This is a genomic window from Acinetobacter sp. YH01008 (assembly GCF_013420435.1).
GTDB lineage: Bacteria > Pseudomonadota > Gammaproteobacteria > Pseudomonadales > Moraxellaceae > Acinetobacter > Acinetobacter pseudolwoffii.
In genome coordinates this window covers 63,187-78,672 of the sequence record NZ_VOYD01000013.1, presented here as the reverse complement: position 1 = coordinate 78,672, position 15,486 = coordinate 63,187, and the positions used below count along the sequence as shown (strand labels likewise).

Annotated in this window: 15 protein-coding genes; 5 read left to right on the top strand and 10 right to left on the bottom strand. The window is 43.2% G+C overall.

Features of this window, described 5'->3' with window-relative positions; translation table 11 throughout:
* Positions 1-42 precede the first annotated feature (42 nt).
* The 5 genes from FTT75_RS09220 to FTT75_RS09200 all read right to left on the bottom strand — a co-directional run bounded on the left by FTT75_RS09220 (position 43) and on the right by FTT75_RS09200 (position 5,857).
* Positions 43-843 (bottom strand): alpha/beta fold hydrolase, encoded by an 801-nt coding sequence (locus FTT75_RS09220; protein ID WP_180000872.1) that lies wholly within the window; start codon positions 841-843, stop codon positions 43-45.
* A gap of 135 nt (positions 844-978) precedes the next feature.
* Positions 979-1,245 (bottom strand): PAAR domain-containing protein, encoded by a 267-nt coding sequence (locus tag FTT75_RS09215; RefSeq protein WP_180086231.1) that lies wholly within the window; start codon positions 1,243-1,245, stop codon positions 979-981.
* A 145-nt stretch (positions 1,246-1,390) separates the two neighbouring features.
* Positions 1,391-4,228, bottom strand: coding sequence for an RNA polymerase-associated protein RapA (rapA, locus tag FTT75_RS09210; RefSeq protein ID WP_180186291.1), 2,838 nt, complete (start codon positions 4,226-4,228; stop codon positions 1,391-1,393).
* 143 nt (positions 4,229-4,371) lie between these two features.
* The gene (locus FTT75_RS09205) at positions 4,372-5,016 is read right to left on the bottom strand and encodes an RluA family pseudouridine synthase (RefSeq protein WP_180186290.1); all 645 of its coding nucleotides are present in this window, start codon (positions 5,014-5,016) and stop codon (positions 4,372-4,374) included.
* A gap of 133 nt (positions 5,017-5,149) precedes the next feature.
* Entirely contained in the window at positions 5,150-5,857 is a 708-nt protein-coding gene (locus tag FTT75_RS09200; protein WP_180186289.1) for a phosphopantetheine-binding protein, read from the bottom strand.
* Positions 5,858-6,105: 248 nt separating this feature from the next.
* Between FTT75_RS09200 and FTT75_RS09195 the strand changes: the two genes are divergently transcribed.
* Genes FTT75_RS09195 through FTT75_RS09185 form a run of 3 tightly spaced genes read left to right on the top strand, consistent with a single transcriptional unit; the run spans position 6,106 to position 7,627 of the window.
* Positions 6,106-6,708 carry a PAAR domain-containing protein gene (locus FTT75_RS09195; protein WP_005171500.1) on the top strand — a complete coding sequence of 201 codons (603 nt, stop codon included), beginning with the start codon at positions 6,106-6,108 and terminating at the stop codon, positions 6,706-6,708.
* A gap of 2 nt (positions 6,709-6,710) precedes the next feature.
* Positions 6,711-7,253: a type VI secretion system amidase effector protein Tae4 gene (locus tag FTT75_RS09190; RefSeq protein ID WP_180186288.1), complete on the top strand. Its 543-nt coding sequence runs from the start codon at positions 6,711-6,713 to the stop codon at positions 7,251-7,253.
* A complete protein-coding gene (locus FTT75_RS09185; protein WP_005171505.1) occupies positions 7,253-7,627 on the top strand; it encodes a hypothetical protein in 375 nt (124 codons plus the stop codon). The genes FTT75_RS09190 and FTT75_RS09185 overlap by 1 nt, the downstream gene beginning before the upstream one ends.
* A gap of 52 nt (positions 7,628-7,679) precedes the next feature.
* On the opposite strand, the gene FTT75_RS09180 is transcribed toward FTT75_RS09185, so the two are convergent.
* The 4 genes from FTT75_RS09180 to FTT75_RS09165 all read right to left on the bottom strand — a co-directional run bounded on the left by FTT75_RS09180 (position 7,680) and on the right by FTT75_RS09165 (position 11,399).
* A complete protein-coding gene (locus FTT75_RS09180) occupies positions 7,680-8,096 on the bottom strand; it encodes a heme-binding protein (protein ID WP_180000783.1) in 417 nt (138 codons plus the stop codon).
* Positions 8,097-8,259: 163 nt separating this feature from the next.
* On the bottom strand, positions 8,260-9,561 hold the full coding sequence (gene hemL / locus FTT75_RS09175; RefSeq protein WP_180186287.1) for a glutamate-1-semialdehyde 2,1-aminomutase: 1,302 nt from the start codon (positions 9,559-9,561) through the stop codon (positions 8,260-8,262).
* A gap of 38 nt (positions 9,562-9,599) precedes the next feature.
* On the bottom strand, positions 9,600-10,220 hold the full coding sequence (gene thiE / locus FTT75_RS09170) for a thiamine phosphate synthase (protein WP_005171511.1): 621 nt from the start codon (positions 10,218-10,220) through the stop codon (positions 9,600-9,602).
* A gap of 795 nt (positions 10,221-11,015) precedes the next feature.
* The gene (locus tag FTT75_RS09165; protein ID WP_005171513.1) at positions 11,016-11,399 is read right to left on the bottom strand and encodes a DUF962 domain-containing protein; all 384 of its coding nucleotides are present in this window, start codon (positions 11,397-11,399) and stop codon (positions 11,016-11,018) included.
* Positions 11,400-11,734: 335 nt separating this feature from the next.
* On the opposite strand from FTT75_RS09165, the gene FTT75_RS09160 reads away from it, so the two are divergent.
* Entirely contained in the window at positions 11,735-13,192 is a 1,458-nt protein-coding gene (locus FTT75_RS09160; protein ID WP_180000785.1) for a CYTH domain-containing protein, read from the top strand.
* Positions 13,193-13,322: 130 nt separating this feature from the next.
* Positions 13,323-14,777, top strand: a complete 1,455-nt coding sequence (locus FTT75_RS09155; RefSeq protein ID WP_180186286.1) for a CYTH and CHAD domain-containing protein — start codon at positions 13,323-13,325, stop codon at positions 14,775-14,777.
* A 7-nt stretch (positions 14,778-14,784) separates the two neighbouring features.
* Here FTT75_RS09155 and FTT75_RS09150 read toward each other — a convergent pair whose 3' ends face one another.
* Positions 14,785-15,417, bottom strand: a complete 633-nt coding sequence (locus tag FTT75_RS09150; protein WP_180050027.1) for a hypothetical protein — start codon at positions 15,415-15,417, stop codon at positions 14,785-14,787.
* Positions 15,418-15,486: the final 69 nt, after the last annotated feature.

Here is a 15,486-nt window from a genome sequence, read left to right as displayed (position 1 = left end):
AGTATAAAAAGAGACGTAATCAACGTCTCTTTTTTATGATGATTACAAAAGTGCGAGTTGGGCTTTGACCGCCTTTGCAGTGGCTTCCGGATACTCAAGCGGAAACATATGTCCGCCTTCGACCACTGAATAATTGATCCGATAAATCTTGTGCATGCCTTGCGGCAAACCCTGCTGATAAAACTGGCTCTGCTCTGCAGTCATCAGATGAATCGGCACTTCAGGTGGTCGTCTTGGCGTACGCCACCACCATGCCGGTACAGTCCGGAAAATCTCCGCTTCTACCTGTTTTGGAATGCTCAAAGTCACCCCACCGCGTTCAGGTTCTGGCTGAATGCCGCTCTCGATATAATCAGTAAAACATTGCTCATCGAAATTTTTAAATAAGCGATTAAACCGGAGTGCTTCAATAGCGACCTGTTTCGATGACCAATGATCTTTGCGTTTTAGCGTAATTCCTGCTGGTGTATAATGATCGACACTTTTTAGATTCAGCTTTTTAATCAGTTCAAACATGGCGCTATTTTTTCCAATCACAAATGGTGGATCCATAATGACCAGTTTGGAAAATAGTTCGGGACGTCGATACGCCGCCATCAGGGTCACCAGACCACCAAAGGAATGTCCTAAGCCAATCACTTGCTGCTGAGGAAACTGCTGCTCGATATCTGCAATGACTTCATCGACCAGATAACGCCAGTCTCGCGTAATTGGATATTGCGGGTTCATGCCGATCAAGGGAATCGCTTTGACCTCATAGTCTTGCTGGAAACAGTCCAGAAACTTTTGATAAGTTGCCGCAGGAATACCATTGGCATGGGTAAAATGTAGGGCTTGCTTCATTATTTTTAAACGCAGCGCGTATTCATCCTGAAATCATCGAATGAGCTTACTGATCTATTCCTTGATTCGGCAGTGCAAAAATGCTCAAACAATGACCTCAAAGTCATTTCTCTGTATTCCTTCAGAATTTAAGGTTTATTTCTGCGATACAGTTAAATGTTGCATCGGTAGAAAAATCGCCCCGCAACTGGCCTTATCCCCCGCGATGACGATTGCCCGTCCTTTGACAGTAACAGATAAATCGCTGGAGATTGCGGTGACCATGGTCTGGCATTTGGGACAATAATGCTTCATGCCATTTAAATGTACGGCGATGCCTTTCATAATAAAAGACGGCTCACTTTCCACCACAATACCACCGTGAGTGGTTTTGGCACCGAGACCAATAAAGGCTTTGGACATACTTTTTAGTTCTTGTTATTCAGTAGGCTGATTTTAAACACAAGAAAAATGACAGGCCAGTATTCCCCGACCAAAACAATATAAAAGCCGAATTTCGGCCATAAAAAAAGCAGCCCGAAAGCTGCATTTTTTAATTGCTTAAAACTTAAGGCTTGACGACTACCATCACCTGAATGGCTTCTGGCGTCACAGATAAACCATCCAGTAGGCCGAGACCTTCTTTCTGCAACTTCTGTAAACGTGAAATTTCATCTTCACGGATACTTGGATTAAACTGTTTCAGATAGGTCAGACGGTCAATTTCATATTGCCATTTATTGCCATACACTTCTTTGGCTTGCTGCTTGAAGTTTGGCAATGCACTACGTGCCAGTTCAAGTGCTTGCTGATAACGTGCCTCAATCACATCACGACGTGCTTTCACTACCTGGCGGCAGCTGTTGCCATCTAAATGGTGTAGATACGGTTTTAAAATTTCAGGCGCAATTTTTTGTGAAAGATCCTGACCTTTCTCGCTTAATAACACACGAACTAATTGTTGCGGCAGGCTTGATGGCAAGTTCAATGCTTTCGGTGCAACCACATCGACCTTGAACCAGACTTCCAGCAATACCGAACCTTGTGGCAGTGCCGCAGATTTCAATACCGCAACGTTGGTGCTACCAAAGCCTTGAGTATTGATCATTTCCATCACACTTTCAGTGAATGGATGTTCCAGGGTCAGGTATTGCGCATCTTCGCGGATTTGTGCCTGATCACGATAGAAAGTGGCAGTGATGCCTTCTTCATCCAGCGTCAAACCTTGAACCTGCATTTGATCTGTTGGCTTGATGATCACGGTACCGTTACTTTGCTCGTCAAAGTCAATATTCGTGGACGCCATAAAGCGTTTCATGAAGATCGGCAAAGTAGTATTGTCATCATAGTCTTCAAGTGCGTTGACAATTTCCTGTGCCACCACCGGACGGCAAGAGTTGTATTCCAGCAAACGGTCACGACCTTCCTGCAATTCAGCTTCCAAAGCTTCACGTTGCACGCTGACTTCTTCCAGCAGGTCTTCAAACACTTGACCTTTGTCTGCCAATAGACAGTCTTTCAAGCGAACAATAAAGTTTTCTTGCAAGGTTTGTGCGGTTGGGGAAATATTGCCGAAAATATTCAAGGCTTCGTTATACCAGCGGAACATACGTTCTTGCGCAGTTCTCACCAGATACGGCACATGAATCTGAATCCGGTTTTCCTGACCGATACGATCCAGACGGCCAATACGCTGCTCTAAAACGTCCGGGTTGGCAGGAAGATCGAACAGAATTAAATCAGATGCAAACTGGAAGTTACGCCCTTCTGAACCAATTTCCGAACAAAGTAAAATCTGCGCGCCATACGAATCTTCAGCAAAATAAGCGGCAGCCTGATCACGCTCTAACAAGCTCATGCCTTCATGGAACATCGCGGTACGAATACCGGCATGTAAGCGAAGTACATTTTCCAGCGCTTCAACCACTGGCCCGCTACGCGCAATCAGTAAGACTTTCTTGTGTTTAAGATCGGTACGTAAACGCTCCATCAGCCACATCACGCGTGGATCGGCTTCCATCCATGCACCATCGAGCTGGGCTTCTTCAGGCCACATTTGCTCACGCAACTTACCATCTTTCGACCAGTGTTCCGGTGCTGGTAATGGTGCCGGCTGACAGTCACGACCCGGGAAGCCCTGAATGGCTTCACGCGTATTACGAAACAGGATACGACCGGTACCATGACGGTCTAAAAGTTCGTGAATGGCACGGAAACGCTGCTCAGGATGATCTTCAATTGCATGACCCAACAAGGCCTCAATCGCAGTCAAATGTTCTGCTTCAAGTGGCAGATTTGACATCAACACTTCTGCAATTTTAGCGGTGTGCTGATATTGCGCTTCTTCATCCAGGAAACGATCCAGCGAGTTAAAGCGCTGCGGATCGAGTAAACGCAGGCGTGCAAAGTGACTTTCTACCCCGAGCTGTTCCGGTGTTGCCGTCAATAACAATACGCCCGGCGTATGTTCAGCCAGTTCTTCGACCAGATCATAACGGTCATTACCGCCATCTTCTTCGCTCCACATCAAATGATGTGCTTCATCGACCACCAGCAAGTCGAAACCGGCTTCGAGCGCCTGTTCACGCAGATCTTCATGGTCGACCATCAAATCGACAGAGGCAATAATTTTTTGTTCGGTCAGGAATGGGTTTTGTTCAGGATCATGCTCTTTGATTGATGCAGTACGGGTCAAATCAAATAACGAGAACTCAAGATTGAAACGACGGCGCATCTCAATCATCCACTGATATTGCAACGAATCTGGTACTAAAATCAGGATGCGTTCAGAACGGCCAGTTTTCAGCTGTTGATGGATAATCAAACCCGCTTCGATGGTTTTACCCAGACCGACTTCATCGGCCAGTAATACACGCGGAGCAAAACGCTGACCGACTTCATGCGCAATATACAACTGGTGCGGAATCAGGCCGACACGTGAACCGACCAAACCGCGCAGTGGACTGCTTTGCATATTGGCCTGCATCAGCAGCGCTTCAATGCGCAAGTCATACCATTCTTTATAATCGACCTGACTGGCCAATAGACGGTCTAGAGGCTTGGACAGCTGGATGGTGGCACCAATGCGGGTCTCATTCAGCGATTTACGTTCTTCAGTCCCATCTTCCAGGGTACGAATGACGTGATAACGCACCACGCCATTGCGGTCTTCCACGGATTCTACAATCCATTTGGCCCCTTCCTGATCCTGTAATTCATCTTTCACATTAAATACGATACGAGATAAGGGTGCATTGCTACGTGCATAGACGCGAGTTTCATCGCTTTTCGGGAATAAAATGCTAACCGACCGCTCATCAACATCAATAAGAACGCCTAAACCGAGTTCTGTTTCAGTATCTGATAACCAACGTTGACCAATAGCAAATTGCTGCAATTTTTCCACCTTTATCTTAAGTACAAGATTATGAATATTAGGCTCAATCACGAAACGTCATTGGAGCAAAATTTCACACCTTCAAGCAATGTATTTTGACATAAAGCCCACTAAAAAGTGAGCATAATTCACGCCGATTCAAGAAGTATTTCCTAGAACGGCGCCGGACAATAAAATTCGACCAGCTGATCTGTTTGAGGATGATAAAAACTCAAACGTTCAGCATGTAAATGTAGACGCGAGCTGAGCTGTTGCTGTTCAGGTGTCGCATATAAGGTATCGCCGATAATCGGATGCCCCAGATATTGCATATGCACACGCAACTGATGCGAACGGCCGGTAATTGGCGTAAGTTTCACCCGAGTCACGGCTTGTTCCTGAATATTAAAGTGTTCGATCGCCTGCCAATGCGTGATGGCCGGCTTGTTATGTGCGGGATCTGCGATATGTAAGGGCGGACGGCTTGGGTCATATACCACGGGCACCTCAATGCTACCTTCACCTTCGAGTGTACCGGCAACCACGGCCTGATAGGTTTTGTCGGTCTGGCGTTCCTGAAACTGGCGGGAAATGTTTTTTTGTCCCCATTTTGTTAGACCAAACACGAGAATGCCGGAAGTATCGCGATCCAGTCGATGGATCAGTAAGGTTTTTGGTTCTATTTTTAATAATCGGTTAATCAGGCAATCTTGTAAATCTTCTGTTTTCCCGGGAACTGTGAGTAAACCTGCAGGTTTGTGGATGACCATGAAATCGTCATCACAATGTATCAGATGTTCGGTTAGAAAATTACTCAAAGTTCAATCCCAGGCTGATCGCGAAAAACAAGGCGGCCATGATAGAAAGCTTCGCCCATAATTACAATGCGCTTTTATGTAAATGCTGATGAAATTTCCGATTTAGGTCATAAAAATGCTCAATCGCAGCGTATCAACCTGAGGATTGTAAAATGAAGCCTGCCAATTCATGCAAAGATGCATGCTGTCGTACATCTTCATAACGAATATTGGCACCATGTGCACGCCATACACCGACCAAACTCACCACGGCTACAGAGTCCAATCCATAATTTCTTAAATCGACATAGGAATCAATCTCCAGAGCATCTATGTCTAGCTGTTCTGCCACAGCCAACATAATACCTTTGGTTGATAAGACATAGTCTGAGGGCGCACTTAAATCCCACAACCGGGTCAGACTATAAGTATTTAAGTGATGCACACCTTGACTGGAAATATTTTCGATCCACTGAATATGCTGTTCCTGATTGGCCAATAAGATTGCGTCATCGACCACACCTATTTGATCCGTCACACTCATCAAATGCGGTAAGATTTGCTTGAGCATCGGTGTGACCTGCCCGGCAAAAATCAGTTGTGGATGCGTGGAGGCATATTCACCAAGCTGTTGCATGCCCTGCATCAGGTCATCACCATATAAATCGATAATGGGAATATCCAGTGTTTTGGCTTTATTGGTCAGTTGAATCAAATTTGCCATGAGTGCACTTTCTTGTATGCCCTGTTGCATACGCAAGTTTTGTAATCCGACTAAGACCAAAACCGATTGGTTCGATGCAAGCTGCCATTTGGCTTGAGATGGGGCAAGTTGGATTTTTTTGGGTATTGGGTACAGCATGGGAGACTCTTTGGCTTCAGACAGTCGGCTTTTTCGTAACTGTATATGCTAACTCAGATTGAGGGTTACTCAATACTTTAAAAGTCAACAGGGCTATATTTAAAAAATTAAAAGCAAAAATGCTTGTATCTATATTCAGATACATTCAGTCATTATATACAAACTGATTAAATGAATTTTAAACTAAACCTTTCATTTTATATTGTCATGTTATTATGGTCTTTAATAAAAATAATAACCAAATAATAATGAGAGCATTAATAACAGTCGGCTGTAAAACCGATCATGGGGGAATCATTACTTTTGGCGACCCTTCCTTTCTGGTGGAAGGAAAAGCTGTGCATTTGGATGGAATGGTACATTATTGTCCTAAATGTAATGTCCTATCGAAAGCTCTTGCTTCTAATCGAGGCTTTATGGTCGTCCTGGGTAGAAGCATTGTTGCGGCAGGAGACACATCAACTTGTGGTTCAAAATTTCTGAAAACTTCTGATTTGGCTGTTATGAATAATGGTATTGTCTCAAGTAAAATTGATCAATTAATATCAGATACAGCTACTAAATACATTGAAGAAAAAGAAGAAAAGATCATTAATAATATTTATTGGAGTTATGGAGATAACCTTATTCTTCTAAAAAGAAAATCTAGATTTTTTGATGACTTGAATTTGCATATAGAAACTTCAGGTTATGCACGAGGAGATACTATTGATATAGAAATAAAACCAGAATCTTCTGAGATCAACTCATTTCATCCATTTACGATTTCACTTGATATTGATACTGAAGGTAAGGGAGTACTTAAAAATATTTTTAAAGGAAAAACTATAATAATTGATACGGAATATTAAATATGGTGAGTATAACTGCAAGGGCTGGTGGTCGGTCTTCGACCATACAAGCAAAAAGACCTTTATTTTCCGAATTATGGAAATATTATCCGGTAAAAATGTCAGCAAGTGATGTGTATTCTATGGTGGGAGGTCAAGCTATGGCTTTATATCAAGAAAATCCTACAGGATACGCAAATGCTTGTGCTTTAAGATTAAGTAGATCTTTCAACTACGGCGGAATGCCAATTAAACAGTCAACCAGAGGTTATAAAGTCAGAGGCGCTGATCATAAACCTTATTTACTTAGGGTTCGCGAGATGATCAGCTTTGTTGAACAAAATCTAGGAAATGCAGATCTCTCCTTCAAGCCTCAAAATAACCAGGATTTATCATTACAATTAAAAGAAAAAAAAGGAATTATTATTTTCAAAGTCTCTGGCTGGGGAGATGCTTCTGGACATGTCACTTTATGGAATGGAAATGATTGTGGAGATAGTTGCTACTTTATTCATGATACACCGAGCCTAAGAACCACAGATATTCTGTTTTGGAATTTAAGATAATGAAAATAATTGCTGTACTTTTTAGTTGTCTAGTGATAAGTGCATGTTATGCAAAAGACTTAATTCCATCCATATCAAATGCGGATGAGCTCAATATCAAAAATTTTGGCTTTAGTTATTGTCTGACGAGGGCTCAGGATCAATCCCTCAGTTCTGAGGCTGCTCTAGCGATGGGCGGGTATTTCCAACAGGGTGCATATGAAGAACCCGCGTATAAAAATTTGAAAGAATATATAAACCAATCTATGAAAGCAAAAACTGAGGTGTATAAAAATCAAGCAAGGCCAGCCATATTAATGAGCTGTTTAGAGCTGTATAACTCGACAGAATATAATGAAATGGTTAAACAACAGCATCACTATCTTATCCGATAGTTATTTTTAACTTAGACTTGAGAAGATAAGTACATTCTCAAGCGTATAATGTTTAGCCCTGCTGCGCCAAAAACTTCTTAATCGCCACCTGCGCAATCTCAGCGTCCTCAAATGATTTCACACCTGATACACCCATCGCACCCACTAATTGCCCTTGATACAGAATCGGTTCGCCACCTTCCAGCATTCCCGAGAAACTTTCCATAGTCAGAAAGCCCATCTGCCCGCCTTTGATAATATCTTCAAACAGCTTGGATGGACGACGACTCATCGCCGAGCATCTGGCTTTTTCAATGGCCAGATTTGCAGTCATCGGTGCTGCACCATCCATACGTTTCATCGCAAGCAAATTGCCCGTTTCATCGACTACGGCAATACTGACATTGAAGCTATTCTGAATTGCGTATTGATGGGCGTGATCCAATAGAAATTCCGCATCACTTAGAGTCAAATAGTGTTTGGTTTGCATGAATGAATATCCATAATTTTAGCATTTAATCTCCCCTAACCCTGAGCCAGATATGGCATAAGGAAAAGAGGGGAAATTTATTATTTGTACAGATAAAATTCCCTCCTTTGAAAAGGTGAAAAGCACCGCTTCGCAAGAGGGAGGATTTTAAAAAAATTAAAATTTAAGCGTTCATCTCAGCAAAAGTCTCGATCGCAGCCTGAATGGTAAATTCAATATCTTCATCGCTGTGTGCAGCCGAGAAGAAGCCAGCTTCGAATGCAGAAGGTGCTAAATTCACCCCCCGATTCAACATGCCATGGAAAAATTTACGAAAAGCATCGACATCACATTTCAACATCGAATCAAAGCTGGTGATGTCTTCCTGATCGGTGAAGTACAGACCAAACATCCCACCGACCTGTTGGGTTTTAAAGGGTACGCCTGCCTCGTCTGCTGCTGCTTGTAAACCTGCAAGAAGTTTTGACAACTGCGCAGATAGGTTTTCATAGAAACCTTCAGCACGAAGATGCTTAAACATCTCAATCCCGGCACGCATTGCCAATGGATTACCCGACAATGTTCCTGCTTGATACACTTTACCCAGTGGCGCAATGCATTCCATCACTTCACGTTTACCGCCAAAGGCACCGACTGGCAGACCTGCACCAATAATTTTACCCAATGTGGTTAAATCCGGAGTTACGCCATAATGTGCCTGCGCACCGCCTAAGCCAACACGGAAACCGGTCATCACTTCGTCGATGATAAAGACTGAACCATGCTCATCACAAACATCACGAATCGCTTGCAGAAAACCGTCAATTGGTTTCACCAGATTCATGTTGCCTGCCACAGGCTCCACAATCACGCCGGCAATTTCAGCACCAAACTTGGCAAAGCATTCTTTTAAAGTCGCAATGTCATTGTATGGAAGCGTGATGGTATGCTTGGCAAAATCAGCTGGCACACCCGCAGATGTCGCTTCGCCCTCACCTTTAGTTAACAAGCCCGAACCTGCTTTTACAAGAAGCGAGTCTGAGTGACCGTGATAACAGCCTTCAAATTTTACAATCTTGTCACGGCCGGTATAACCGCGCGCTAAACGAATCGCTGTCATGGTGGCTTCCGTGCCCGAGTTGGTCATACGTACCAATTCAATCGACGGCATGATCTCGCAAATAATATCGGCAAGCGTGGTTTCATGAACTGTTGGCGCACCAAAGCTTAAACCATCTACTGCTGCCTCTTGAACGGCTTGAATAATTGCAGGATGGGCGTGACCCAGAATCATCGGTCCCCATGAACCGACATAGTCCACATAACGTTTTCCGTCTACATCATACAAATATGCGCCTTGGGCTTTTTCGATAAAGACCGGTGTACCACCGACGCCGTTAAATGCGCGTACAGGTGAATTGACGCCACCCGGAATATGTTTATTGGCTTGTTTGAACAATTGTTCTTGCTTTGGAGATAAGCTCATGAAGGCACTCGACTCAAAATTAAATCAATCAAAAAATTTTATGCTGTAGCTTGAAAAAGCGCAGACCATTCATCTAAACGTTCAGGAATGGCATTCATCGGTAGGCCCAATATATCACTAATCACGGCGCAATAATCCGCACCTGACTCAATGACTTCTTTGGAGTTTTCAACCGTTAAACCACCAATGGCACATAAAGGCACGTTCAATTTCTCTTTGGCCAGTTTTAAGGTTTCCAAACCAATATTACCGGCTTCAGGTTTACTGTCGGTGGCATAGATGGCACCAAATGCCACATAGTTTGCACCATCGGCAATGGCCTGTTCAGCCAGCTCAAGCGAGTTATTACAGCTACGACCAATCAAGACATTTTTCGGCAAGCGTGCAACTGCCTCGACAATAGACCCGTCATCCTGACCCAAATGCACACCCACCCCGTATTTAACGGCCATTTCAAGATCATCATTAATCACAAAAAGTACACCATATTCAGCACACATGGCTTTCATATACTCGATTTCGTAAATTTGATCTTGTTTGGCGACTTTTTTACGGCGATATTGCAATACTGCAATGCCGCCATTGGCCATTGCGCCTTCCAGTTTTGCCAATAAAAGTTCTACGGGATCATCATTGGTAATTAAATATAAACCGCGCATCTTGCTCGCCACTTGCTAGGATGACTCTATTATAGGCATAACTCGGTTTAATTGCCGCAGTCCTGCTGTTTCCGAGACCGGGTAGCAACAGATTTGCAGTTTTTTAGCGCAATTTTTCTGTTAAATCTAAAATATCACCATTTTCAGGGATATACCGACTATAAAATATGGGTTTTAATCGCTTTATAACAAAAATAATAAAGTGTTAATGCTTACGCCCTCCGACAAACGCTTTTAGGATTTTGCAGATAACTTGGTGGAGAAGTTGCAAAATTCTAAGAGCGGTTTTTTTACCTTTAAATTTTCAATATTGTTAAGCCTCTTTAAGATTAAACTCAAAAAGATTAAAAAATACCCAATTTCAGGGATGGCCCAATTAGCTCAAAGAGACTTAAATAGCGTTAGACACAGAAAATAACCAGAAAAATAAATACCTGTGTTGGTGACACCCGATCCTTTCTAGTTTTGAATAATACGTTTGTGGGGAGACGTTTCAAAGCTAGAAAGGATCATTTTCTTTATGTATGATCCGCATGACTTGTTCTATAAATATTTACGCAATAATGGCAACGAAGTCAGTAAATTTATTTAAAAAATAGAGATATAAAAAAAGCCCGGAGAAGGTCGCTCCAGGCTTGGAAAACTGTTTTATTCAGTAAACTATAACTTTTGATCAAATTCCATCAAACTGAATAAGCAATAACACAATTAATAGAATAATAAATGGCGACTTGCAAGTCTTTTATCGAAAGATCATGTTCCCTAGCCACACAATCCGATGAAAGTTACCTGAGTTTAACTTGAAATCTTATCGTATTTGCGATCAAGCAGACTGAGACGACCACGCAGGACATCCGCAAACATACGCCAGTCCGAAATAAAGCTATACACCGGCTGTTTAAAACTGGCCGGTTTATTGCGTTCAAAGATAAAATGGCCAATCCAGGCACAGGCATAGCCTGAAAGCAAACCATAAGCAAAATATCGCGGTTTGCCTTGACGAATGGCTTGAGTAAAACAATATAGGCCGATACTGCTACCTGCGACATGTAAACGGCGACTGACCATATGCCGGTGTTCGGTCAAATAAAAGCGGTAAAACTCATGATAATTGCCAATCGGCATCTGGGGTTGATGCGCGATCACATGGGTATTCTCTGGCTGTACTTGTACATTCATTTCTCATCGTCCTGATGTTTTCTTTTACCTTAGCGTATATTTTGGCCAATTAACAGTCTCTTGATTTGCTCGAATATTCTTAGATATTTTCCAAGCAAAGCCGCAATTCCTCTCGCTTTGCAACCCTATTAACAGCTCAAAGCCAATATTTAAATTCCTGTTCAATATTTTTATATGCAGGTCAAGTCTTACATGCATTTTGATTTTGGTTACAATCTGCCACGCATACATCTAAAAATATAATTGCGGCGATTGCCCGCCGAATTTTCAGCATCTCATTAAAGCGAAAAATATCAGTACATGCTGGCGTGTACTAAACAGATAGGAAAATCATTATGGTTGAAGTTGAACTCAAGTTCCAGATTCCTGCGGCACGACGCACTGCGCTGCTCAAGGCACTTGATCCGAAAAAGTCTCAACAGATCCAGCTTCAAGCCAAATATTATGATACTGCCGACCGTCAACTGGCCCAGCACGGGGTAGCACTACGTCAGCGTCTGGAAGGTACGCGCTGGGTGCAAACCCTGAAAGCTGCCGGTAAAAGCCATATTGAACGCTTTGAACATAATCATGATCTGGGGGAATTAACTGAATCTCCTGAACTGGATTTAAGTATTTATACCCAGTTCCCAGAAGCACAGGCGATTCTGAGCCATGCGCTCGGCAATCAGTCTGATCAGCTACAACTGCAATTCGAAACCGATATTGCCCGCACCTTGCGTGTAATTGAATACCAAGACACACAAATCGAAGTCAGTCTGGATATTGGGCAGATCCGTACCCGAGATGCTGAACAAGAGGTACATGAAGTCGAGTTTGAGCTAAAAAGTGGGTTGATACACAATTTATTGGCGTTCAGTTTTGAATGGGTCAAGAAATATCAGCTCTGGCTCGATGTACGTAGCAAGGCAGAAATCGGTAATTTATTGGCCACCTCACAACGCGTGAGCCCGGCCACCTTCGCCAAAGAGTTCCAGATCAGTAAAAAAGACAGCGCTGGTAAAACCCTATGCAGTCTGATTGCGCAGCAGATGCAACATTTATTGCCAAATATCGCCGCGATTTCAGCTCAGGTTGCACAGCAGGAACATATTCAGCAGGCTCAACTGGCACTGGATCAGCTATATCTCACTTTGCTGCTGTTTAAAGACTGGCATCCGCAGCTTTCGGACAAATGGGCACATCAAATGGCTGCCTTTAAGCAGCAGTTCGAGCATTTACAACATTTGCAGCATATGCAAAACAGCTTGGCCAGCTTCCTGCAAAATCCGACCACTGCGGAAAATCTGAGTAAAGATATTCTGTATGCTCAGGAAAAACTGGGCAATCTAGTCAAATCAACGCAAAATGTGCATCATTATCTGGAGTTATTGACTTTTAGTTTAACTGAAGATGAACATGCTGCTCTGGATTTAAAAACTGCTGCACAAACCACGCTGCAACAACAGTATAAAGTGCTGCAAGAACAGATGAACCAGACTGAAATTAACAATTTTGAAAGTCTGGATCAATTGGCAAGCCGGATTCAGGAACTCAAATTCAGCTTTCCGATCTTAACCACAATCTATGACGTCAAAAACTTGCAGAAGTACAGCAAAGCACTGAATGATGCACAACTTGCAGCCGGTGAATATCAAACCTTGGCTTCTTCGGCAGTGTATATTCAGCAAACTGAACTGGAAGCGAGTGACTGGTTTGTATTAGGTTGGCTGACTGCTAAACAGGAAGTCTATGCCCAGAAACTGCTTGAGGCGACAGAACAGTTCCTGGTGAGCCGTAAATTCCTCAAATAAATATCTTTAAGAATATTTTAAAGCACGCTCCCTCTACGGCGTGCTTTTTTTGTTGCAGAAGCACATCACACCATGGCTAATCTTTGAGCTATATTGATCTGTATAACCTACATCGAGAAGGAATGACCCGATGGCAGAAATAGAGCTTAAATTCCAGATTCCGTCACCGTCACGTGCACAATTTGAACAGGACTTCCAGAAGCTTCAGCCGACTCGGCATCGTTTATGTGCGCGCTACTTCGATACTGAAGCACAACAACTCCAACAACATCAAATCGCCTTGCGACAACGTCTAGAAGACCAGCAATGGATTCAAACCCTGAAAGCACCTACTGAGCAGCAATTTGAACGTTTTGAACTTGAACATACATTAAAAAGCCCACCTGAAAGCTGTGATTTTCAGTTATATCGCAAACACAAACCGGCAAAAAAGATTCTGAAACAGGCGCTTGGCGATTTGGATATACCGCTTATTCTGCAATTTGAAACAGATATCGCGCGTTATGTACTGACCGAAACACATCAAAATAGCCAGATTGAGATTGCCTTTGATGTAGGGGAAATTCGCCATAAGGATCAAGCCATTGATATTTATGAAGTCGAATTTGAGCTAAAATCCGGTCAATTGAGCGAATTGATTGATTTCATTCGGCCATGGATTCAACGTTATGATTTATGGCTGGATACGCGGAGTAAATCGGAACGCGGTTATGCCCTATTACAGGGTGAAGAAAGTCTGCCTGTGCAGCATCAGCTGCCATTAGAACTTGAGCAGAAAGATCAGATTGCTACTATTTTAAAGAAAATCGTAGCCAACTGTCTGGCTCATCTTTTTCCGAATGCAACTGCGATTGCCGCTGATCATTATAACAGCGATCATGTGCATCAGGCACGTGTCGCGATCCGGCGCTTACGCAGTGCCTTTAAAATTTTTCAGTCTGTGACTGAACATGTACAGCCAGAATGGCCGGAACAGCTGCGAGATATTTTTCAGCAACTGGGTTCTACCCGAGATCGCGATGCCCTTGCAGAAAGTCTGATTCCGCAACTGGAAAAAGCCGGCTCACCCTTATTAAAATTACCACCACACCGACAAAAACAGCCAGATATTAGCGCGCTGTTCAGACAAACAGCTACAGTGGACTTGATACTGCAACTACTCAGCTTTAGTCAGGAAAAAACGCATAGCAAAGCCAAATCTTCGCATAAAATTTTGTGTAAAGGTTTGAGCAAGTTACATCAGCAAATTTGTCAGGATGCCGAAAACTATCAGGAACTGGATATTGAATCGCGGCATCGCACCCGTAAACGGGTGAAACGCTTGCGCTATAACGTAGAATTTTTACAGAGTTTATTTCCTGAAAAGGATGTGAAAACTTATCTGAAAGCCCTAAAACCCTTACAGGAAAGCTTGGGGCATTATAACGACCTGTTTGTGGCAGACGAACTGTTTAGACCGTATGTCAAGCAAAATAGCAAAGCCTGGTTTGTGCTGGGTTGGATAAGCGCGGAACAGCAGCGTTTGTCGAGTGAAGCAGCCGAGCGTTTACAGCAGTTTGCTGAAAATACCAAACCCTTCTGGTAAAACCGGGCTAGCGATATTTACCAAACACTTTCCAGGTATTATTATCGGCCAGAGGGTCATTATAACTATCACTGCGTTGCTTACGTGGTTTATCACGGGCATCGATCAGCTCAAAATGTGGCTCGACACTCAGCACGATACCATTCACATAAAAACGGGTACGTGTATATTCACTTTGACCATGCTGAAACACATAAGTACGTAAGTCTACAAATTCGCGGTGTGCCACCAAAGCCGCGGTATCGTCACTGTCGAGCCAGTGTCGCATGGCTGCGATCTGTTCGGGTTCAAACTGCCCGCATTTTTCAATCAGGCTGGCCACACCACGAAAAGTTTTAGATTCTTTGGCCCGGGTTTTATTTAGCCTGATTCGGTCAACATGAAAATAAAACAGCGGCAAGTTTAAATGACTGGGAAGATGGATAGCATCTAGGGTTTCATCGTCCATGAAAGGTTGGAACAGATCCTGCGCCCTTTCAATCAGAGCAAGCCACTGGGTGTAATATTCTTCGACCTGCGATTTGGTTCCATAATAAATCGGCAGACCTTCGACATTGGCCAGATTTGCCGGTGGCCAGATATTCTGGCGCAATAAGGCAATATCACTTTTCAGACTTTGTACCGCAATCGCATCCTGCATGGCATTCACTTTTATATGCTTAGGCTATTTTTAGATTAAGGCAAAGGTTTAGTTTCTGCAAGGCTTTGC

What these genes read in the sequence shown, in the direction of transcription:
- FTT75_RS09220 (WP_180000872.1), bottom strand. Translation starts at nt 843, where the DNA reads ATGAAGCAAGCCCTACATTTTACCCATGCCAATGGTATTCCTGCGGCA.
- FTT75_RS09215 (WP_180086231.1), bottom strand. Translation starts at nt 1,245, where the DNA reads ATGTCCAAAGCCTTTATTGGTCTCGGTGCCAAAACCACTCACGGTGGT.
- FTT75_RS09200 (WP_180186289.1), bottom strand. Translation starts at nt 5,857, where the DNA reads ATGCTGTACCCAATACCCAAAAAAATCCAACTTGCCCCATCTCAAGCC.
- FTT75_RS09195 (WP_005171500.1), top strand. Translation starts at nt 6,106, where the DNA reads ATGAGAGCATTAATAACAGTCGGCTGTAAAACCGATCATGGGGGAATC.
- FTT75_RS09190 (WP_180186288.1), top strand. Translation starts at nt 6,711, where the DNA reads ATGGTGAGTATAACTGCAAGGGCTGGTGGTCGGTCTTCGACCATACAA.
- FTT75_RS09185 (WP_005171505.1), top strand. Translation starts at nt 7,253, where the DNA reads ATGAAAATAATTGCTGTACTTTTTAGTTGTCTAGTGATAAGTGCATGT.
- FTT75_RS09180 (WP_180000783.1), bottom strand. Translation starts at nt 8,096, where the DNA reads ATGCAAACCAAACACTATTTGACTCTAAGTGATGCGGAATTTCTATTG.
- hemL (WP_180186287.1), bottom strand. Translation starts at nt 9,561, where the DNA reads ATGAGCTTATCTCCAAAGCAAGAACAATTGTTCAAACAAGCCAATAAA.
- thiE (WP_005171511.1), bottom strand. Translation starts at nt 10,220, where the DNA reads ATGCGCGGTTTATATTTAATTACCAATGATGATCCCGTAGAACTTTTA.
- FTT75_RS09165 (WP_005171513.1), bottom strand. Translation starts at nt 11,399, where the DNA reads ATGAATGTACAAGTACAGCCAGAGAATACCCATGTGATCGCGCATCAA.
- FTT75_RS09160 (WP_180000785.1), top strand. Translation starts at nt 11,735, where the DNA reads ATGGTTGAAGTTGAACTCAAGTTCCAGATTCCTGCGGCACGACGCACT.
- FTT75_RS09155 (WP_180186286.1), top strand. Translation starts at nt 13,323, where the DNA reads ATGGCAGAAATAGAGCTTAAATTCCAGATTCCGTCACCGTCACGTGCA.
- FTT75_RS09150 (WP_180050027.1), bottom strand. Translation starts at nt 15,417, where the DNA reads ATGCAGGATGCGATTGCGGTACAAAGTCTGAAAAGTGATATTGCCTTA.